The following is a 20,427-nucleotide window of genomic DNA, read 5'->3' as shown; positions in this document are numbered from 1 at the left end:
TTTTTATAACTAAACAACACGACAATACTGCAAGGACTATCTATGTTATCCGCCATCACCCGGCTGTTCCCGTTGTGGGCACTGCTGCTTTCCGTACTCGCGTATTACACTCCCACCCACTTTACGGGCATTGGCCCGTGGGTCACGACGCTGCTGATGCTGATTATGCTCGGCATGGGCGTACACCTGAAAATTGACGACTTCAAACGCGTTCTGTCGCGCCCGGCCCCCGTAGCGGCAGGGATTTTCCTGCACTATCTGGTCATGCCGCTTGCGGCCTGGCTGCTGGCCATGGCCTTTAAAATGCCGCCAGATTTATCCGCCGGTATGGTGCTGGTCGGCAGCGTGGCCAGCGGCACGGCATCCAATGTGATGATTTACCTGGCAAAAGGTGATGTGGCGCTCTCGGTGACCATCTCTTCCGTTTCAACGCTGGTGGGCGTGATTGCCACGCCGCTGTTAACGCGTCTGTATGTGGATGCGCAGATTCAGGTAGACGTCATGGGGATGCTGCTCAGTATTCTGCAGATTGTGGTGATCCCGATTGCGCTGGGCCTGGTGATTCACCATCTGTTCCCGCGCGTGGTCAAAGCCGTTGAACCGTACCTGCCTGCCTTCTCGATGGTCTGTATTCTGGCCATCATCAGCGCCGTGGTTGCCGGCTCCGCCTCGCACATTGCCTCAGTGGGCTTTGTGGTGATCATCGCGGTGGTGTTGCATAACACCCTTGGTCTTTTGGGCGGTTACTGGGGCGGGAAGCTGTTTGGTTTCGACGAATCCACCTGTCGTACGCTGGCAATCGAAGTGGGGATGCAAAACTCGGGGCTGGCCGCAGCACTGGGCAAGATCTACTTCTCGCCGCTGGCGGCCCTGCCGGGTGCGCTGTTCTCCGTCTGGCATAATCTGTCCGGCTCGCTGCTGGCAGGCTACTGGTCAGGCAAACCCATTAATGAGCCCGCGAAAAAAGATGCAGTGAAACAGGGTTAATTTCCTTCGCTTGCTTTACACTGGAGCCTCCCCTTCAGGAGGCTTCAGCAATGGCTACACCACGTTTGACCCAGAAAGACATGACGGAAGCTGAGCAGCGCGAACTGAAAACGCTCCTCGACCGCGCTCGTATCGCCCATGGCCGCACGCTGACTAACGCCGAAACCAATCAGGTTAAAAAAGAGTACATCGATAAATTGATGGCTCAGCGTGAAACTGAGGCGAAACAAGCCCGCAAGCTGAAAAAAGAGCAGGCTTATAAACCCGATAAAGAAGCGACCTTTTCCTGGTCAGCCAATACCTCACCCCGTGGAAGGCGCTAATTAGCGCCCTTTCTTTTTACGCCCCGGCTGGACGAAGCGTTTGCCCGCAGGTTTGCCGCGGCTTTTCTCTTCCGATGGCGGCGCTTTCACCACCGGGCGCTTAATGGCCTGGGTTTTCGGTTTGGCTTTCGTTTTTGGCTTCGCTTCAGACGATGAATTCTCGATGAGCCTGAACAGCTCAATCAGTTCGTCATCCGTTAAATCACGCCACTCGCCCAGTGGAATACCGGACAGACTCACGTTCATAATGCGCGTACGTTCGAGCTTCACCACGTCATAACCGAAGTGCTCGCACATCCGGCGGATCTGACGGTTTAAGCCCTGCACAAGGGTAATGCGGAAAGCAAATGGCGCCTCTTTCTTCACCTTGCACTTCTTCGTGACGGTCCCCAGAATCGGCACACCTGCGCCCATACCGCGGATAAAGTCGTCCGTGACCGGCTTATTGACCGTAACGATGTACTCTTTCTCGTGGTCGTTACCGGCACGCAGAATTTTGTTCACCAGATCGCCGTGGTTGGTCAGGAAAATCAGCCCCTGTGAGTCTTTATCAAGGCGGCCAATCGGGAAGATACGGCTGCTGTGATTAACGAAATCAACAATGTTGTCCCGCTCGCCGTCTTCCGTGGTACTGACGATGCCAACCGGCTTATTCAACGCGATAAATACCAGGTCTTCCGCATCACGCGGTTCAATGAGCTGACCATTCACTTTGACCACGTCACCGGGGACGACCTGATCACCGATGGTGGCGCGTTTGCCGTTGAGGAACACGTTACCCTGTTCAATGTAACGGTCCGCCTCGCGACGTGAGCAGATCCCGCTCTCGCTAATGTATTTGTTTAATCGTGTTGATTGAGTTGGCAGCATAGTTTCTCCTGTAAAGGCGAAATATACCTTAGGTTTGGGCTGGTAAAAAGATTAGCCGACGGTTACCGGGCATCATGCCCGGCGTAAACCTGCTGGTTTTCAGGTTAACCACCTTATAAAGGCGCTTTCAGAGATTAATATTCATCTCGATCGTCGTCTTCATCCGGCTGCTCCATGACGCTATAAGCGACCGCGCAAAATAACGAGTTGAGACGCTTCATATCCCCCAGCAACCCCAGGTGCAGGGAGCTGGTTTCAATGCTCTGGACGTTCTGCTGGTGCAGTCGTTCAACGTGGGCGTGCGAGTAGCGCCGGTTGAGGATACGGAAGCGATGTTTGTTACGACGCAAGCGGCGTGCGCTCGGTACGTCGCTGGAGAAGAAGACCAGCATCGCCAGCTTCAGGTTGCTCAGCAACTGCTCGTGCAGCGCCTCCAGCTCCTTCAGGCCTTCAACCGAGAAGGCGCGGCGCGCGGCAAGGGATTTGTCAGCAATTTCACTTCCCATACGCTCAACGATATCCGAGGCCTGCTCGAGGTTAAGCGACATTTCGATGATTTCCGCCCAGCGGCGGGACTCTTCCTCTGCCAGTTCATCCTGCGGAATACGCGCCAGGTAGAGCTTGATGGCGGTATAGAGCACGTTGATATCGTCCGCCAGCCTGCGCAGCTCTTTCTCTTCTCGCGGCTCTCCGTGCATGACCTTTTGCAGCCCTTCAAGCATCGTTTCCATGGCATCGCCCATGCGCAGCGTCTCGCGCGCGGCATTAGCCAGCGCCAGCGCCGGGGTATCCAGCGCGGAGGTGTCCAGATGCTTAGGTTTCAGACGCGCATCCAGCTCCGGTTCATCCCGAATAAGCCGTTCGCAGAAGCGGGCCATGGGTTCAGCAAAAGGCACCATCGCCAGGCAACGCACCAGGTTGTAAAACACGTGGAAATAGATAACCAGCTCAGCCTTCGGTAACGGGAGATTGTCCATCAGGTTGGCCAGTGGATAGACAAACGGCAGAATAATCAGGCTACCCACCAGCTTAAACAGCAGGCTTCCGAGCGCCACGCGCCGGGCAGCAGCGTTTGCGGCGCTGTTATTGAGCATCGCCAGCAGGCCAGAGCCAAGGTTGGCCCCGATCACCAGACACAGCGCGACCGGGAAAGAGATCGCCCCCGCGGCGGTTAACGTCGCCGTCAGCAGCACAGCGGCCAGGCTGGAGTAACTGACGATGGCAAATACCGCGCCGATCAACGCATCCAGCATGATGTCCCCGGTCAGCGAGGCAAAGATGACCTGAACGCCGTTGGCCTCGGTGATGGGGGTCACCGCCTGCACAATCAGCTCCAGCGCCAGCAGGATCAACCCAAGGCCAATCCCCACGCGGCCAAGCTGTCCTGCACGCGTCTGCTTACGGCCAAGGAAGAAGATGACACCGATAAAAATCAGCAGCGGCGACAGCCAGGAGAGATCGAAGGTCAGGATACGCGCCATCAGCGCGGTCCCCACGTCAGCGCCCAGCACAATGACCAGCGCGGGTGCCAGCGCCACCAGATCCTGCGCCACAAACGAGGTCACGAGCAGGGTCGTCGCATTACTGCTCTGCACCAGTGCCGTCACGCCGATGCCCGCGCAGAAGGCGAGCGGCTTCTTCTCAACGCTGCTGCTGAGAACGGTGCGTAAGCGCGCGCCAAAGACGCGCATAACGCCGGTACGGACAATATGCGTGCCCCATACCAGCAGTGCTACTGCGGAAAGCAAGTGTAACAGGGTCAGCACGGAAGGTTCTCCTCCTTATCGTTCTACGTTTTTATGATTCAGTATAAGGGTTTAAACGTAAGAAAGAGACAGGGCGCCCAATGAGCGCCCTGTTTGTTGTAAGGAAAAGTGACGTTAGTCAGCGTCGTAGCCTAAATTGGGTGCCAGCCAGCGTTCAACCTCTGAGACACTCATGCCTTTGCGCAGGGCGTAATCTTCAATCTGATCGCGCTGCAGCTGCGCGACGGCGAAGTATTTGCTGTCGGGATGGCTGAAATACCAGCCGGACACCGATGCCCCAGGCCACATGGCGAAAGACTCGGTGAGCTTCATGCCGGTATGGGCTTCTACATCCAGCAATGTCCAGATAGTGCCCTTTTCGGTGTGTTCCGGGCAGGCTGGATAGCCCGGAGCCGGACGAATCCCCTGGTAGTTTTCGCGGATCAGCTCCTCGTTGCTGAGGTTCTCATTGGCCGCGTAGCCCCAGTGAACCTTGCGCACGCGCTCGTGGAGGTACTCTGCGAAGGCTTCCGCCAGACGATCGGCAATCGCTTTCACCATGATTTTATTGTAATCATCGTGCTGCGCGTCGAACGCCTCCGCCAGCGCATCTTCCTCAAGACCCCCGGTCACGGCAAACGCCCCGATATAATCCGCTTTCCCGGAAAGCTTCGGTGCAACGAAATCGGCCAGGCAGTAGTTAGCAAAGCCCACTTTCTCGGTTTGCTGGCGCAGATGGCGACTTACTGCCAGCACGTGCGTGCGGGTCTCGTCGCGATAAATTTCGATGTCATCGCCCACACGGTTCGCCGGGAACAGGCCCACCACGCCGCGCGGGGTGAGGCTTTTCTGCGCACTCAACTGGTCAAGCATTTCGTTGGCGTCGTTGAACAAGCGTTTGGCTTCTTCCCCGACCACCTCATCTTCAAGGATGCGGGGATATTTACCCGCCAGTGACCAGGTCATGAAGAACGGTGTCCAGTCGATGTAGTTACGCAGCGTCTCGATGCTGGCAGTGACGTCCTGAACGCCCAGACGATGCGCCACAGGGGGCGTATAGCTGGCCCAGTCAAACGCCAGATCGTTATCGCGTGCGGCCTGGAGTGTCACCGGCGGCGTCCGCGGTTTCTTACGTCCATGCTGAATACGCACGGTCTCGTACTCTTTGCGGGTACGCTCGACAAAATCATCGCGCTGGGTGGCAGACAACAATGCCGACACGACGCCCACGGTACGCGAGGCGTTTTGCACATAAACCGTCGGGCCACTGTAGTTCTGCTCGATTTTCACCGCCGTGTGCGCTTTGGACGTTGTCGCCCCGCCAATCAGCAGTGGAATGGTAAAGCCCTGACGCTCCATCTCTTTCGCCACGTTGACCATCTCGTCCAGCGACGGGGTAATCAGCCCGGAAAGTCCAATCAGGTCAGCATTCACTTCGCGCGCGGTTTTGAGGATTTTATCCGCCGGCACCATCACGCCAAGATCGATAATCTCGTAGTTATTACACTGCAGTACGACGCCCACAATGTTCTTACCGATGTCATGCACGTCGCCCTTCACGGTGGCGATCACCATTTTACCGTTGCTGGAGCCTTTCTCTTTGCTGGCTTCGATAAAGGGTTCGAGATAGGCCACCGCCTGCTTCATGACGCGTGCGGATTTCACCACCTGCGGCAGGAACATTTTGCCTTCGCCAAACAGATCGCCGACCACGTTCATGCCGTCCATCAGCGGCCCTTCGATCACTTCAATCGGGCGCGTCGATTGCTGTCGTGCTTCTTCGGTGTCCTGTTCAATAAACTCGGTAATTCCCTTAACGAGTGAGTATTCCAGACGTTTTTTCACGTCCCAGGCACGCCACTCCGCCTGCTGAATGTTTACCGATGCATCGGATTTACTGCCACGGTATTTCTCGGCCAGATCCAGCATGCGCTCGGTGGCGTCATCACGCCGGTTGAGGATCACGTCTTCTACGGCATCGCGCAATTCTGCCGGCAGGTCGTCGTAAATGGCCAGCTGTCCGGCGTTAACGATCCCCATGTCCATACCGTTACGGATAGCGTAATAGAGGAACACGGCGTGGATAGCTTCACGCACCGGATCGTTACCGCGGAAGGAGAATGACACGTTCGATACGCCGCCGGAGATCAGCGCATGCGGCAGCTCGCGTTTGATGTCTTCACACGCGCCAATAAAGTCCTGCGCGTAGTTATTGTGCTCTTCAATACCGGTGGCAACCGCGAAAATGTTCGGATCGAAGATGATGTCTTCCGGCGGGAAACCCACCTCTTCGGTCAGAATTTTGTATGCGCGGCGACAAATCTCAATTTTGCGCGCACGGGTATCGGCCTGGCCCATTTCATCGAAGGCCATCACCACCACGGCGGCACCATAACGGCGCACCATCTTCGCGTGGTGGATAAAGGTATCAACGCCTTCTTTCATCGAGATGGAGTTAACAATGCCTTTACCCTGAATACACTTCAGCCCTTTCTCGATGACTTCCCACTTAGAGGAGTCAATCATGATCGGCACCCGGGCAATGTCCGGCTCACCGGCAATCAGGTTGAGGAAGCGCACCATCGCCGCTTCGGCGTCGAGCATTCCCTCATCCATATTGATGTCGATGATCTGGGCGCCGCTCTCAACCTGCTGGCGGGCCACGTCCAGCGCTCCACTGTACTTCTCTTCTTTAATCAGCCGTTTGAATTTCGCCGAACCGGTCACGTTGGTACGCTCCCCGACGTTCACAAACAGGCTGTCGTCACCGATGGTCAACGGCTCCAGGCCGGCCAACCGGCAGGCAACCGGCAGCGTAGGCAGTTGACGCGGCGGCAGACCCGCCACCGCATTGCTCATCGCGGCAATATGCTCTGGCGTGGTACCGCAGCAACCACCGACGATATTCAGAAAACCGGATTCGGCCCATTCGCGGATTTGCGCCGCCATGGTGTCTGCATCCAGATCGTATTCACCAAAGGCGTTCGGCAGGCCGGCGTTCGGGTGTGCGGTGACATAGCATTCAGCGATGCGCGAAAGTTCCTGCACATACTGGCGCAGCTCATCGGGACCCAGCGCGCAGTTCAGGCCGAAGGAGAGCGCTTCAGCGTGACGCAGGGAGTTGTAAAAAGCTTCTGTGGTCTGGCCGGAGAGGGTACGACCAGAGGCGTCGGTGATGGTACCGGAAATCATGATCGGCAGGTCGACGCCCAGCGCCTCGAACTCCTCTTTCACCGCGTAAATCGCGGCTTTGGCATTGAGGGTGTCGAATACCGTTTCAATCAGGATCAGATCGGAACCGCCTTCCACCAGCGCTTTGGTCGATTCACGATACGCCGCCACCAGCTGATCAAAGCTGATGTTACGAAAGGCCGGGTCGTTCACATCGGGTGAAATCGACGCGGTACGGTTGGTCGGGCCAAGCACCCCGGCCACGTAGCGCGGTTTGTCCGGCGTACGGGCTGTCCATTCATCAGCGCAGGCGCGGGCCAGCTTTGCCGCGGCAAGGTTTATCTCCGCCGACAGGGATTCCATCTGGTAATCCGCCATGGCGATGGTTGTCGAGTTAAAGGTGTTGGTTTCGACAATATCCGCACCCGCCTCGAAATACGCGTTGTGGATCGCCGAAATGACCTGTGGTTTGCTGAGCACCAGAAGGTCGTTGTTACCTTTGAGGTCGCATGGCCAGTCGGCGAAACGCTCGCCGCGGAAATCGTCTTCACTCAGACGATAGCTCTGGATCATGGTACCCATGCCGCCGTCCAGCACCAGAATTCGTTTATTTAACTGCGCACGCAGTTGCTCTACTTTGCTGCTCACACTTGCTCCCGACAACGCTCAACCAGGCCAAAAGGCCAGCAGTCCATACTGGCACAATCTCGCAGGGTGTAAAAGTCACACAGCGGTAACATGAGACATGTTCACTATCACTCATCCGATCAGTCAGGATAACGGTTGCAAAATCACCAAATAAAACGAAAATGATTTCCACGATACAGAAAAAGGAGTTCGTCATGGTCACGACCGTTCCCGCTAAACGCGGCAGAAAACCTGCTGCCACCACCGCCGCCTCTCAGGGCGGACAGGTTCAATCGCTCACGCGCGGTTTGAAGCTGCTGGAATGGATAGCCGAGTCGCACAGCAGCGTGGCCCTGACAGAGCTGGCACAGCAGGCTGGCCTGCCGAACTCAACGACCCATCGACTGTTGACCACGATGCAGCAGCTGGGCTTTGTGCGCCAGGTGGGCGAACTGGGACACTGGGCGGTGGGCGCACATGCGTTTATCGTCGGCAGCAGCTTCCTGCAGAGCCGCAACCTGCTGGCGATTGTGCACCCCATTCTGCGTAAACTGATGGAAGATTCCGGCGAGACGGTAAACCTGGCCGTGCTCGACCAGAGCGACCATCAGGCCATTATCATCGACCAGGTACAGTGCACCCAGCTAATGCGTATGTCGGCACCGATTGGCGGCAAGCTGCCGATGCATGCCTCCGGGGCGGGGAAAGCGTTTCTGTCGCAGCTCAGCGAAGAGCAGGTCACCGGGCTGCTGCACCGTAAAGGGCTGCACGCCTACACCCACGCCACGCTGGTTTCACCGGTACACCTGAAAGAAGATCTGGCCCTGACCCGCAAGCGCGGCTATTCGTTTGATGACGAGGAGCATGCGTTAGGCCTGCGCTGCATTGCGGCCTGTATCTTTGACGAGCACCGTGAGCCGTTTGCCGCCATTTCGATCTCCGGACCGATTTCCCGTATGACCGATGACCGCGTCACGGAGTTAGGTGCGCTGGTGATTAAGGCGGCGAAAGAGGTCACGCTGGCGTATGGCGGGATTCGATAACATCAGGTGCACCTGAATCCCTCTCCCGTCGGGAGAGGGGGCATTACACCGCATACCGGATGCAAAACCGTTGTTTGCGGCGATAGGCATACACATCTTCCACATGCCCATTCTTGATGCGCGTCTGCAGGCCCCGCCAGTAGCTGGCGCGGAACAGGTCATCATGCATCTCTTCAAACAGTGGCCTGATGCGCGGGTCAGCGCACAGCCAGTGACGAAATTCCTCAGGAAAGACATCTCCCGGTGAGATGCTGTACCACGGCTCGCCGGACAGTTCATCTTCCGGATAGCGGGGCTGCGGTATATCGCGGAAATTCACCTCAGTCATATAGCAAATTTCATCATAATCGTAGAACACCACCCGCCCGTGACGGGTGACCCCGAAGTTTTTAAACAGCATGTCGCCCGGGAAGATATTCGCGGCGGCAAGCTGACGGATAGCGTTGCCGTATTCTTCAATGGCATCACGCAGTGCCTGACCTTCGGACTGCTCCAGCCAGATATTGAGTGGGATCATGCGGCGTTCGATATAGAGATGGCTGATGGCAATTTTGTCGCCCAGATCGGTGATTTTCGCCGGCGCTTCCTGCAGTAATAACGCCATTAATGCCGGATCGATCTGCTGCTTATCCAGCACAAAGTTCTCGAACTCCTGGGTGTCCGCCATTCGCCCGACGCGATCGTGCTCTTTAACCAGCTGGTAGCAGGCGCGGACGTGAGCAGCGGTCATCTCCTTCTGCGGCGCGAACGTATCTTTGATGACCTTAAACACCCGATCAAAACCCGGCAGGGTAAAGACCAGCATCACCATGCCACGAATACCGGGGGCTTCGATAAATTGCTCATCTGCCGTGGTGACATAGCGCAGATATTCCCGATAGCTTTCCGTCTTGGCGTGTTTCTGACAGCCAATGGCCATGTACAGCTCGGCGGTGGTTTTCCCCGGCAGAATCTCGCGCAACCACTCCACCAGAGCAGCAGGCAGCGGGGCATACACCATAAAGTAGGAGCGGGCGAAACCAAAGACAATACTGGCCTCGGCGCTGGTTGTCAGGCAGGTATCAACAAACAGTTCACCGTCATCGGTACGATGGATGGGTAACAGAAACGGTACAATGGCCGACGGTGTCATCAGTTTACCGACCAGCCAGGCGGCCTTATTACGGTAAAAAAGCTCATTGGCAACCTGCAAATGGCTTTGCCCGAGCACCTCTTCGCCGAAGGTCTCCTTGAGATGCGCAGAGATATAGCCGATATCACGGGTTTTATTCTCCCAGGGCAAACGCAGCGGCAAATCCGTTAATACGCGATACAGGAGTTTTTCCCAGCCACGATCGGGAAAGAAATCCTTCGCCAGCGGACGCGGAATAGTGCGAAAGCGGCGTTCCGGCTGAGAGCTAAAGATAAATAACCGCTCAGGAGATAATGAGCGGTGGTCAAATAACCGGCAATAGACGGAGTTGAAAAAGCTCTCCGCAATCTCGAAGCGCGGGTAATCAGGTAACAGATGGGTGTAATGCTCCTTCACGCGCAGTAAAAACTCCGCGTCAGGGATTTTGCCGTCGGTAATGCAGCGCAACTGCTCCACCACCAGACCCACATGGTGGTCGTAAAGGTGGATTCGCTGCTTCATGGCCTGCTGAACCGCATGCCAGTCGGCGTGCTCAAAACGCTGCTGCGCGCCGGATGTGACTTCCAGGAAACGTCCGTACTGGGCATCGAAGCCCTGCAGAATAGTTTGGGCAATCAGTAATTCCAGACCACGCGACATTGTTCATGCTCCCTCACCCCGGCCCCCTCCCGACGGGAGAGGGAGTATGTTCACAAGCCCGGTAGCGTGCCACCGGGCGTTACACGGCTCAGAACTGGGCTTCTTCCGTCGATCCCGTTAAGGCGGTGACGGAGGAGGTGCCCCCCTGGATGATAGTGGTCACGTTATCGAAGTAACCGGTCCCGACCTCCTGCTGATGCGAAACGAAGGTATAGCCCTCTTTACCGGCAGCAAATTCCGGCTGCTGCACCTTCTCAACGTAATGCTTCATGCCTTCACCCTGCGCGTAGGCATGCGCCAGGTCGAACATGTTGAACCACATGCTGTGAATGCCAGCCAGCGTGATGAACTGATATTTGTAGCCCATGTCGGACAGCTGCTGCTGGAAGCTGGCGATGGTTTTATCATCCAGTTTCTTCTGCCAGTTGAAGGACGGCGAGCAGTTATAGGCCAGCAGTTTGCCCGGATATTTGGCGTGGATAGCATCGGCAAAGCGTTTTGCCAGCGCCAGGTCCGGCGTGGAGGTTTCGCACCAGACCAGGTCCGCATACGGTGCATATGCCAGCCCACGGCTGATCGCCTGTTCAATGCCAGCATGGGTACGATAGAACCCTTCGCTGGTGCGTTCACCGGTAATGAACTCGCTGTCGTAAGGATCGCAGTCAGAAGTAATCAGGTCAGCCGCATCCGCATCGGTACGGGCAATCACCAGCGTGGGTACGCCGAGCACGTCAGCCGCCAGACGCGCCGCAACCAGCTTCTGAATCGCTTCCTGGGTTGGGACAAGGACTTTCCCGCCCATGTGTCCGCATTTCTTCACTGACGCCAGCTGGTCTTCGAAGTGAACGGCCGCTGCACCGGCCTCAATCATCGATTTCATCAGCTCAAAGGCGTTCAGCACGCCGCCGAATCCCGCTTCCGCATCCGCGACGATTGGCAGGAAATAGTCAATAAAACGCGGATCGTTTGGCTCAATGCCTGCCGCCCACTGGATCTGATCCGCACGGCGGAAGGTGTTGTTGATCCGATCCACCACGGTTGGTACCGAGTTTGCCGGATAGAGCGACTGATCCGGATACATGCTGGAGGCCAGGTTGGCGTCCGCCGCAACCTGCCAGCCGGAAAGATAGATGGCTTCGATGCCGGCTTTCGCTTGCTGCAGGGCCTGGCCGCCAGTCAGCGCGCCGAGGCTATTGATGTAACCTTTTTTGGCACCGCCGTGCAGCAGATCCCACATTTTCGCCGCGCCGCGCTGCGCCAGGGTACATTCCGGATTGACCGAGCCACGCAATTTCACCACCTCTTCCGCGCTATACGGGCGGCGGATGCCTTCCCAGCGAGGTTGGGTCCACTCTTTCTTCAATTCTTCGATTTGTTGGGTACGGGTTTTCATGTGCAGATGCTCCATATTGTTGTGGGGTGAATTACGCCAGGAAGCGGTAGCCCGGCAGGGTCAGGAAGTCGATTAAGTCATCGGATGTGGTGATTTGCTCCATCAGGCGTGCGGCGTCATCAAAACGTCCGCTGCTGAAGCGGTGTTCACCCAGTTCGTCCTGGATCACCCGCATCTCTTCGGCCAGCATCTGACGGAACAGGGATTTGGTCACCGGCTTGCCGTTGCTGAGCGTTTTTTGATGGTGGATCCACTGCCAGATTGAGGTGCGAGAGATTTCGGCGGTAGCGGCATCTTCCATCAGGCCGTATATCGGCACGCAGCCGTTACCGGAGATCCACGCTTCAATGTACTGGACGGCTACGCGGATATTGGCGCGCATGCCCTCTTCCGTACGCTCGCCCGCACACGGTGCCAGCAGGTGTTCTTCAGCCGTTGGGGCATCCTCATCACGCGTCACAAACAGCTGGTTTTTGTTCTCACCGAGTACGCGGTTGAAGACGTCCATTGCCGTATCCGCCAGACCCGGATGCGCGATCCACGTTCCGTCATGGCCATTTCGTGCTTCAAGCTCTTTATCGGCTTTCACCTTGTTGAGCACCTGATTGTTACGTTCAGCGTCTTTGCTTGGGATAAATGCCGCCATTCCCCCCATCGCAAAGGCCCCACGCTTGTGGCAGGTCTTAATCAACAGGCGTGAGTAGGCACTCAGGAACGGTTTATCCATGGTGACAACCTGGCGATCCGGCAGTACACGATCGGGATGATTTTTCAGGGTTTTGATGTAGCTGAAGATGTAATCCCAGCGTCCACAGTTCAGCCCAACAATATGATCGCGCAGCGCATGCAGAATTTCGTTCATCTGGAACACGGCAGGCAGCGTTTCAATCAGCAGGGTGGCTTTAATGGTGCCACGCGGCAGGTTGAAACGATCTTCCGTGAAGCTAAACACTTCACTCCACCAGGCCGCTTCCTGCCAGGCCTGTGTTTTCGGCAGATAGAAATAGGGGCCGCTGCCTTTTGCCAGCAGATTCTTGTGGTTGTGGAAGAAATAGAGGGAGAAGTCAAACAGACTGCCCGGAATGGCTTCGCCACGCCAGGTGACATGCTTTTCAGGCAGATGCAGTCCACGTACGCGACAGATCAGAACCGCCGGATTGGGTTTCAGTTGATAGATTTTGCCGGCTTCGTTGGTATAGCTGATGGTGCCATTCACGGCATCGCGCAGATTGATTTGCCCGTCGATGACCTTATGCCAGTCCGGCGCCAGTGAGTCCTCAAAATCCGCCATAAAGACTTTTACGTTCGCGTTCATGGCGTTGATCACCATTTTGCGCTCCACCGGGCCGGTGATTTCGACGCGCCGATCCTGTAAATCATCCGGAATGCCGCGGATTTTCCACTCACCACGGCGAATGGAAGCGGTTTCCGAAATAAACCCAGGCAACTTGCCATCATCAATTTCCTGCTGCTGATGAATGCGTGCCGCCAGCAGCTTATTGCGCGTTGGCGTAAAGCGGGTCACCAGTTCGGTCAGGAATTCGACAGCGTCTGCTGTCAAAATTTGCTGTTCTTGCTCGCCATGCGGCTGGGTAAAGGCCAGTTCATCGACCGTCGTTGCCTGTTGAGTCATTACTCTGCTCCTCATCAAAGATCCAAAATCACGCCCCCGATGCGAACGAAAGATCGTTGTGTAGTTTTCGCTCAGCAGAATTAAGACTATCTATATTTTTTCCAAAATCAAAAACAATTTCCATTTTAATTATTAAATGCATTTAACACATTGATTAATATGAAATTAAATTTTTATTGTTTGTTGAGCGGTATTTCGGAAATGAAAAAGGCACCCGAAGGTGCCTGATGTGAATAGCTGAAACGCTTTAGGATCGTTTAGTGCAGAAGATTACTCCAGCGTTGGATTCATGTGGCGCAGATCGTATGGCGTGATCTGGTAGACGTAATAATTGAGCCAGTTAGTAAACAGCAAATTCCCGTGGCTACGCCAGGTGGCTCTCGGTTTGTTCTGTGGATCGTTTTTGGGGAAATAGTTGTACGGAACGTCCGGATTCAGACCGGCTTCAACGTCACGGAAATACTCCGACGCGAGGGTGTTCGGATCGTACTCAGGATGGCCGGTAACAAAGGCAATGCGCTTGTCTTTACTGGCAAACAGGTAAGCATCCCCGTCTTCGGTTTCGGCCAGGATATCGAGATCGGTGTAATCACGAATCAGCTGTGCCGGGAAATCGGCGTAGCGCGAGTGTGGGGCCAGGAAGGAGTCATCGAACCCGCGCGTCAACAGGGCGTGAGGTTGGACAAGGTGGTGCTCGTAAACACCTGAAAGCTTCTCAGTGCGGGTTTGTTTGGGGATCCCATAGAGGATATTCAGGGCGGCTTGCACCGCCCAACAAACAAACAGCGTGGACGTGACGTGATCTTTAGCCCACTCCAGTACCTGTTTGATCTGCGGCCAGTAGGCAACATCATTAAATTCGACCAGGCCCAGCGGTGCACCGGTCACAATCAGCCCGTCGAAGTTTTCGTCGCGAATGTCGTCGAAGTTACAGTAAAAATTATTCAGATGCTCTGAAGGCGTATTTCGCGACTCACGGGCATCGATTCGCAGCAGCTGGATATCAACCTGCAGCGGCGAGTTCGAAAGCAAACGCAGGAACTGGTTCTCTGTTTCGATCTTTTTCGGCATCAGATTGAGAATAAGCACCTTCAGTGGGCGAATTTCCTGACCTGTAGCGCGTGAAGTCGTCATCACAAAGACGTTTTCATCACGTAAGAAATTGACGGCTGGTAGCTCGTCCTGCACCCGAATCGGCATAACCTCATATCCTCACAGCATACGTATAAACGTTTAGACATCCAGACAGCTAACGATACCCAGAAACAGGCTGAATGTCGAGTCTGCAAGCGGAAGGTGAGAAAGTTTCAAGGAGGAAGTAAGAAGCCCAAAAAGCAAAAAACCCCGCACCATACGGTACGGGGTTTTTTTAATTGATGCCTGGCAGTTCCCTACTCTCGCATGGGGAGACCCCACACTACCATCGGCGCTACGGCGTTTCACTTCTGAGTTCGGCATGGGGTCAGGTGGGACCACCGCGCTAAAGCCGCCAGGCAAATTCTGTAATCTGTATCAGCTGAAAATCGTCTCTCATCGCCAAAACATCTTCGGCGTTGTAAGGTTAAGCCTCACGGTTCATTAGTATCGGTTAGCTCAACGCATCGCTGCGCTTACACACCCGACCTATCAACGTCGTAGTCTTCAACGTTCCTTCAGGAGACTTAAAGTCTCAGGGAGAACTCATCTCGGGGCAAGTTTCGTGCTTAGATGCTTTCAGCACTTATCTCTTCCGCATTTAGCTACCGGGCAGTGCCATTGGCATGACAACCCGAACACCAGTGATGCGTCCACTCCGGTCCTCTCGTACTAGGAGCAGCCCCCCTCAATTCTCCAGCGCCCACGGCAGATAGGGACCGAACTGTCTCACGACGTTCTAAACCCAGCTCGCGTACCACTTTAAATGGCGAACAGCCATACCCTTGGGACCTACTTCAGCCCCAGGATGTGATGAGCCGACATCGAGGTGCCAAACACCGCCGTCGATATGAACTCTTGGGCGGTATCAGCCTGTTATCCCCGGAGTACCTTTTATCCGTTGAGCGATGGCCCTTCCATTCAGAACCACCGGATCACTATGACCTGCTTTCGCACCTGCTCGAGCCGTCACTCTCGCAGTCAAGCTAGCTTATGCCATTGCACTAACCTCCTGATGTCCGACCAGGATTAGCTAACCTTCGTGCTCCTCCGTTACTCTTTGGGAGGAGACCGCCCCAGTCAAACTACCCACCAGACACTGTCCGCAACCCGGATTACGGGTCTACGTTAGAACACCAGCCATTAAAGGGTGGTATTTCAAGGTTGGCTCCACGCAGACTGGCGTCCACGCTTCAAAGCCTCCCACCTATCCTACACATCAAGGACCAGTGTTCAGTGTCAAGCTATAGTAAAGGTTCACGGGGTCTTTCCGTCTTGCCGCGGGTACACTGCATCTTCACAGCGAGTTCAATTTCACTGAGTCTCGGGTGGAGACAGCCTGGCCATCATTACGCCATTCGTGCAGGTCGGAACTTACCCGACAAGGAATTTCGCTACCTTAGGACCGTTATAGTTACGGCCGCCGTTTACCGGGGCTTCGATCAAGAGCTTCGCGTTACCGCTAACCCCATCAATTAACCTTCCGGCACCGGGCAGGCGTCACACCGTATACGTCCACTTTCGTGTTTGCACAGTGCTGTGTTTTTAATAAACAGTTGCAGCCAGCTGGTATCTTCGACTGATTTCAGCTCCATCCGCAGGGACTTCACCTACATATCAGCGTGCCTTCTCCCGAAGTTACGGCACCATTTTGCCTAGTTCCTTCACCCGAGTTCTCTCAAGCGCCTTGGTATTCTCTACCTGACCACCTGTGTCGGTTTGGGGTACGATTTGATGTTACCTGATGCTTAGAGGCTTTTCCTGGAAGCAGGGCATTTGTTACTTCAGCACCGTAGTGCCTCGTCATCACACCTCAGCGTTAACAAGGAACCGGATTTACCTGGAACCTCCGCCTACATGCTTAAACCGGGACAACCGTCGCCCGGCTAACATAGCCTTCTCCGTCCCCCCTTCGCAGTAACACCAAGTACAGGAATATTAACCTGTTTCCCATCGACTACGCCTTTCGGCCTCGCCTTAGGGGTCGACTCACCCTGCCCCGATTAACGTTGGACAGGAACCCTTGGTCTTCCGGCGAGCGGGCTTTTCACCCGCTTTATCGTTACTTATGTCAGCATTCGCACTTCTGATACCTCCAGCACCCCTCACAGGACACCTTCAACGGCTTACAGAACGCTCCCCTACCCAACAACGCATAAGCGTCGCTGCCGCAGCTTCGGTGCATGGTTTAGCCCCGTTACATCTTCCGCGCAGGCCGACTCGACCAGTGAGCTATTACGCTTTCTTTAAATGATGGCTGCTTCTAAGCCAACATCCTGGCTGTCTGTGCCTTCCCACATCGTTTCCCACTTAACCATGACTTTGGGACCTTAGCTGGCGGTCTGGGTTGTTTCCCTCTTCACGACGGACGTTAGCACCCGCCGTGTGTCTCCCGTGATAACATTCTTCGGTATTCGTAGTTTGCATCGGGTTGGTAAGCCGGGATGGCCCCCTAGCCGAAACAGTGCTCTACCCCCGAAGATGAGTTCACGAGGCGCTACCTAAATAGCTTTCGGGGAGAACCAGCTATCTCCCGGTTTGATTGGCCTTTCACCCCCAGCCACAAGTCATCCGCTAATTTTTCAACATTAGTCGGTTCGGTCCTCCAGTTAGTGTTACCCAACCTTCAACCTGCCCATGGCTAGATCACCGGGTTTCGGGTCTATACCCTGCAACTTAACGCCCAGTTAAGACTCGGTTTCCCTTCGGCTCCCCTATACGGTTAACCTTGCTACAGAATATAAGTCGCTGACCCATTATACAAAAGGTACGCAGTCACCCCATAAAAGAGGCTCCCACTGCTTGTACGTACACGGTTTCAGGTTCTTTTTCACTCCCCTCGCCGGGGTTCTTTTCGCCTTTCCCTCACGGTACTGGTTCACTATCGGTCAGTCAGGAGTATTTAGCCTTGGAGGATGGTCCCCCCATATTCAGACAGGATACCACGTGTCCCGCCCTACTCTTCGAGTTCACAGCCTGTGTGCTTTCGTGTACGGGACTTTCACCCTGTACCGTGCGACTTTCCAGACGCTTCCACTAACACACAAGCTGATTCAGACTCTGGGCTGCTCCCCGTTCGCTCGCCGCTACTGGGGGAATCTCGGTTGATTTCTTTTCCTCGGGGTACTTAGATGTTTCAGTTCCCCCGGTTCGCCTCGTTAACCTATGTATTCAGTTAACGATAGTGTGTCGGAACACACTGGGTTTCCCCATTCGGACATCGCCGGGTCAAAGGTTCATATCACCTCGCCGGCGCTTTTCGCAGATTAGCACGTCCTTCATCGCCTCTGACTGCCAGGGCATCCACCGTGTACGCTTAGTCGCTTAACCTCACAACCCGAAGATGTTTCTTTCGATTCATCACCGGCTTGCGAAAATTTGAGAGACTCGAACACACATAACATGTGTGTCGTTTCAATTTTCAGCTTGATCCAGATTTTTAAAGAGCAAATATCTCAAACGTCACCCGAAGATGAGTTTTGAGATATGTCGGCAGGTGACTTTCACTCACGAACCAGCAAGTGGCGTCCCCTAGGGGATTCGAACCCCTGTTACCGCCGTGAAAGGGCGGTGTCCTGGGCCTCTAGACGAAGGGGACACTGAAGTCTCAATCGCAAGACGCCTTGCTATTTACTTTTCATCAGACAATCTGTGTGGACACTACAAAGGCAGGTTCTTTAAGGTAAGGAGGTGATCCAACCGCAGGTTCCCCTACGGTTACCTTGTTACGACTTCACCCCAGTCATGAATCACAAAGTGGTAAGCGCCCTCCCGAAGGTTAAGCTACCTACTTCTTTTGCAACCCACTCCCATGGTGTGACGGGCGGTGTGTACAAGGCCCGGGAACGTATTCACCGTAGCATTCTGATCTACGATTACTAGCGATTCCGACTTCATGGAGTCGAGTTGCAGACTCCAATCCGGACTACGACGCACTTTATGAGGTCCGCTTGCTCTCGCGAGTTCGCTTCTCTTTGTATGCGCCATTGTAGCACGTGTGTAGCCCTACTCGTAAGGGCCATGATGACTTGACGTCATCCCCACCTTCCTCCAGTTTATCACTGGCAGTCTCCTTTGAGTTCCCGGCCGGACCGCTGGCAACAAAGGATAAGGGTTGCGCTCGTTGCGGGACTTAACCCAACATTTCACAACACGAGCTGACGACAGCCATGCAGCACCTGTCTCAGAGTTCCCGAAGGCACCAAAGCATCTCTGCTAAGTTCTCTGGATGTCAAGAGTAGGTAAGGTTCTTCGCGTTGCATCGAATTAAACCACATGCTCCACCGCTTGTGCGGGCCCCCGTCAATTCATTTGAGTTTTAACCTTGCGGCCGTACTCCCCAGGCGGTCGACTTAACGCGTTAGCTCCGGAAGCCACGCCTCAAGGGCACAACCTCCAAGTCGACATCGTTTACGGCGTGGACTACCAGGGTATCTAATCCTGTTTGCTCCCCACGCTTTCGCACCTGAGCGTCAGTCTTTGTCCAGGGGGCCGCCTTCGCCACCGGTATTCCTCCAGATCTCTACGCATTTCACCGCTACACCTGGAATTCTACCCCCCTCTACAAGACTCTAGCCTGCCAGTTTCGAATGCAGTTCCCAGGTTGAGCCCGGGGATTTCACATCCGACTTGACAGACCGCCTGCGTGCGCTTTACGCCCAGTAATTCCGATTAACGCTTGCACCCTCCGTATTACCGCGGCTGCTGGCACGGAGTTAGCCGGTGCTTCTTCTGCGGGTAACGTCAATTGCTGCGGTTATTAACCACAACACCTTCCTCCCCGCTGAAAGTACTTTACAACCCGAAGGCCTTCTTCATACACGCGGCATGGCTGCATCAGGCTTGCGCCCATTGTGCAATATTCCCCACTGCTGCCTCCCGTAGGAGTCTGGACCGTGTCTCAGTTCCAGTGTGGCTGGTCATCCTCTCAGACCAGCTAGGGATCGTCGCCTAGGTGAGCCGTTACCCCACCTACTAGCTAATCCCATCTGGGCACATCTGATGGCAAGAGGCCCGAAGGTCCCCCTCTTTGGTCTTGCGACGTTATGCGGTATTAGCTACCGTTTCCAGTAGTTATCCCCCTCCATCAGGCAGTTTCCCAGACATTACTCACCCGTCCGCCACTCGTCACCCGAGAGCAAGCTCTCTGTGCTACCGTTCGACTTGCATGTGTTAGGCCTGCCGCCAGCGTTCAATCTGAGCCATGATCAAACTCTTCAATTTAAGTTTGATGCTCGTGAATTAAACTTCGTAATGAATTACGTATGTTCACTCAGAGACTTGGTATTCATTTAGTGTCCGAAGACATTAAGAATCCATGTCACTTTGAGTGCCCACACAGATTGTCTGATAAATTGTTAAAGAGCAGTTGCGACGCGGCTTACAGCTCACCGTCGCGAGGTGGCGTATATTACGCTTTCCTCTTTCAGAGTCAACCCTGAAGTTCAGGATTTTTTTCTCTTCAACCGACCGGGTTAACTGTGAAGTGATTCACATCTGCCGTGTCGATGGAGGCGCATTATAGGGAGTTCTCTGCAGGCCGCAACCGCTAAATGACAGAAAAATGACTGACTGCTGCATTCCCCAGCAAAACCCCGCCTTATACCCTTTTACACACAGACTTATCCACAGAGATACGAAAAAGTGAAAATTCGCGAGCGTTGCGCAAACGTTTTCGTTAAAATGCTCGCGCTTAACAAGGATGCCTCGTCAGGTGTGTTAGATGAGTTT

The 20,427-nt window shown here is 54.8% G+C and carries 10 protein-coding genes, 1 tRNA gene and 3 rRNA genes; 3 read left to right on the top strand and 11 right to left on the bottom strand.

From position 1 onward, the window contains the following. Window positions 1-42 precede the first annotated feature (42 nt). Both panS and AM379_RS09300 read left to right on the top strand, forming a co-directional pair. The gene (gene panS / locus AM379_RS09305) at window positions 43-987 is read left to right on the top strand and encodes a ketopantoate/pantoate/pantothenate transporter PanS (protein WP_014168183.1); all 945 of its coding nucleotides are present in this window, start codon (window positions 43-45) and stop codon (window positions 985-987) included. A gap of 50 nt (window positions 988-1,037) precedes the next feature. After that, complete coding sequence (locus AM379_RS09300) at window positions 1,038-1,310, top strand: DUF3811 domain-containing protein (RefSeq protein WP_014168182.1); 273 nt, start codon at window positions 1,038-1,040, stop codon at window positions 1,308-1,310. Here the strand turns inward: AM379_RS09300 and rluF are convergent, their stop codons facing one another. The 3 genes from rluF to metH all read right to left on the bottom strand — a co-directional run bounded on the left by rluF (window position 1,311) and on the right by metH (window position 7,744). Beyond that, window positions 1,311-2,180, bottom strand: a complete 870-nt coding sequence (rluF, locus tag AM379_RS09295) for a 23S rRNA pseudouridine(2604) synthase RluF (protein ID WP_025206405.1) — start codon at window positions 2,178-2,180, stop codon at window positions 1,311-1,313. A gap of 134 nt (window positions 2,181-2,314) precedes the next feature. Further along, entirely contained in the window at window positions 2,315-3,946 is a 1,632-nt protein-coding gene (locus tag AM379_RS09290) for a Na/Pi cotransporter family protein (RefSeq protein WP_020882860.1), read from the bottom strand. A gap of 114 nt (window positions 3,947-4,060) precedes the next feature. After that, window positions 4,061-7,744, bottom strand: a complete 3,684-nt coding sequence (gene metH / locus AM379_RS09285; protein ID WP_106503630.1) for a methionine synthase — start codon at window positions 7,742-7,744, stop codon at window positions 4,061-4,063. Window positions 7,745-7,938: 194 nt separating this feature from the next. Here metH and iclR point away from each other — a divergent pair, with 194 nt between their 5' ends. Then, window positions 7,939-8,766 carry a glyoxylate bypass operon transcriptional repressor IclR gene (gene iclR / locus AM379_RS09280; protein ID WP_020882862.1) on the top strand — a complete coding sequence of 276 codons (828 nt, stop codon included), beginning with the start codon at window positions 7,939-7,941 and terminating at the stop codon, window positions 8,764-8,766. Between the two features lie 43 nt (window positions 8,767-8,809). Here iclR and aceK read toward each other — a convergent pair whose 3' ends face one another. The 8 genes from aceK to AM379_RS09240 all read right to left on the bottom strand — a co-directional run bounded on the left by aceK (window position 8,810) and on the right by AM379_RS09240 (window position 19,920). Beyond that, complete coding sequence (gene aceK / locus AM379_RS09275; protein ID WP_106503629.1) at window positions 8,810-10,537, bottom strand: bifunctional isocitrate dehydrogenase kinase/phosphatase; 1,728 nt, start codon at window positions 10,535-10,537, stop codon at window positions 8,810-8,812. An 88-nt stretch (window positions 10,538-10,625) separates the two neighbouring features. Beyond that, window positions 10,626-11,930: an isocitrate lyase gene (aceA, locus tag AM379_RS09270; RefSeq protein ID WP_020882864.1), complete on the bottom strand. Its 1,305-nt coding sequence runs from the start codon at window positions 11,928-11,930 to the stop codon at window positions 10,626-10,628. A 31-nt stretch (window positions 11,931-11,961) separates the two neighbouring features. Next, window positions 11,962-13,563 (bottom strand): malate synthase A, encoded by a 1,602-nt coding sequence (gene aceB, locus AM379_RS09265; RefSeq protein ID WP_106503628.1) that lies wholly within the window; start codon window positions 13,561-13,563, stop codon window positions 11,962-11,964. A gap of 270 nt (window positions 13,564-13,833) precedes the next feature. Further along, entirely contained in the window at window positions 13,834-14,763 is a 930-nt protein-coding gene (gene metA, locus AM379_RS09260) for a homoserine O-acetyltransferase MetA (protein ID WP_014168174.1), read from the bottom strand. Window positions 14,764-14,941: 178 nt separating this feature from the next. Beyond that, a 5S ribosomal RNA gene (gene rrf, locus AM379_RS09255) occupies window positions 14,942-15,057 on the bottom strand. Between the two features lie 63 nt (window positions 15,058-15,120). Then, a 23S ribosomal RNA gene (locus tag AM379_RS09250) occupies window positions 15,121-18,027 on the bottom strand. A gap of 192 nt (window positions 18,028-18,219) precedes the next feature. After that, window positions 18,220-18,295: transfer RNA gene (locus AM379_RS09245), tRNA-Glu, on the bottom strand. An 85-nt stretch (window positions 18,296-18,380) separates the two neighbouring features. Beyond that, window positions 18,381-19,920: ribosomal RNA gene (locus tag AM379_RS09240) — 16S ribosomal RNA — on the bottom strand. Together the 16S, 23S and 5S rRNA genes with 1 tRNA gene alongside form the textbook arrangement of a ribosomal RNA operon. Between the last annotated feature and the right edge of the window lie 507 nt (window positions 19,921-20,427).

Origin of the sequence: Enterobacter cloacae complex sp. FDA-CDC-AR_0132 (assembly GCF_003010695.1) — a bacterium.
Classification (GTDB): Bacteria; Pseudomonadota; Gammaproteobacteria; order Enterobacterales; family Enterobacteriaceae; genus Enterobacter; species Enterobacter ludwigii.
The sequence above is the reverse complement of the archived record's forward strand: the minus strand, read 5'-3'. Positions and strand labels throughout refer to the sequence as shown.

Excerpts from the sequence above, each read along its gene's own strand:
- panS (WP_014168183.1), top strand. The coding sequence starts at position 43 with ATGTTATCCGCCATCACCCGGCTGTTCCCGTTGTGGGCACTGCTGCTT.
- AM379_RS09300 (WP_014168182.1), top strand. The coding sequence starts at position 1,038 with ATGGCTACACCACGTTTGACCCAGAAAGACATGACGGAAGCTGAGCAG.
- rluF (WP_025206405.1), bottom strand. The coding sequence starts at position 2,180 with ATGCTGCCAACTCAATCAACACGATTAAACAAATACATTAGCGAGAGC.
- iclR (WP_020882862.1), top strand. The coding sequence starts at position 7,939 with ATGGTCACGACCGTTCCCGCTAAACGCGGCAGAAAACCTGCTGCCACC.
- aceK (WP_106503629.1), bottom strand. The coding sequence starts at position 10,537 with ATGTCGCGTGGTCTGGAATTACTGATTGCCCAAACTATTCTGCAGGGC.
- aceA (WP_020882864.1), bottom strand. The coding sequence starts at position 11,930 with ATGAAAACCCGTACCCAACAAATCGAAGAATTGAAGAAAGAGTGGACC.
- aceB (WP_106503628.1), bottom strand. The coding sequence starts at position 13,563 with ATGACTCAACAGGCAACGACGGTCGATGAACTGGCCTTTACCCAGCCG.
- metA (WP_014168174.1), bottom strand. The coding sequence starts at position 14,763 with ATGCCGATTCGGGTGCAGGACGAGCTACCAGCCGTCAATTTCTTACGT.